The sequence below is a fragment of the Vibrio sp. 10N.222.49.C9 genome, assembly GCF_041474985.1.
In the GTDB taxonomy this organism is placed as follows: domain Bacteria; phylum Pseudomonadota; class Gammaproteobacteria; order Enterobacterales; family Vibrionaceae; genus Vibrio; species Vibrio crassostreae_C.
Map to the genome: position 1 here is coordinate 1 of NZ_JBFRVD010001549.1, position 376 is coordinate 376.

Consider the following 376-nt stretch of genomic DNA (forward strand, 5'->3'; position numbering starts at 1 on the left):
CCCTAGGGATTTAAACACCTTTGTGAATGATCTCAGTAAGTACCCGTTTACCATGATATTTGGCCTGAATACCCTCTTCGCCGCCCTAATTAATCATGCAAAATTTAAAGAGCTCGACTTCTCTAACGCTGAGTTCACTATTGCCGGCGGCATGGCGACACAAAAACACGTCGCCGATGAATGGCAAGCCATCACTGGGATGCCCATTATTGAGGGCTACGGGTTAACCGAATGTTCGCCAGTAGTTGCCGGTGGCGTCCATACTCAACAGCAATTTGTGCCGGCTATCGGAGTACCACTGCCAAGTACGGAAATGAGAATCGTAGATGACACTGGAATGCCATTAGGCGCAAATCAAGTGGGTGAGATTCAAATA

At 47.6% G+C, this 376-nt stretch carries 1 protein-coding gene; it reads left to right on the forward strand.

Features of this window, described 5'->3' with window-relative positions; all coding sequences use genetic code 11:
• Positions 1-376, forward strand: a 376-nt coding sequence (locus tag AB4585_RS29195; RefSeq protein WP_372172307.1) for an AMP-binding protein, incomplete at both ends; no start/stop codon positions are given.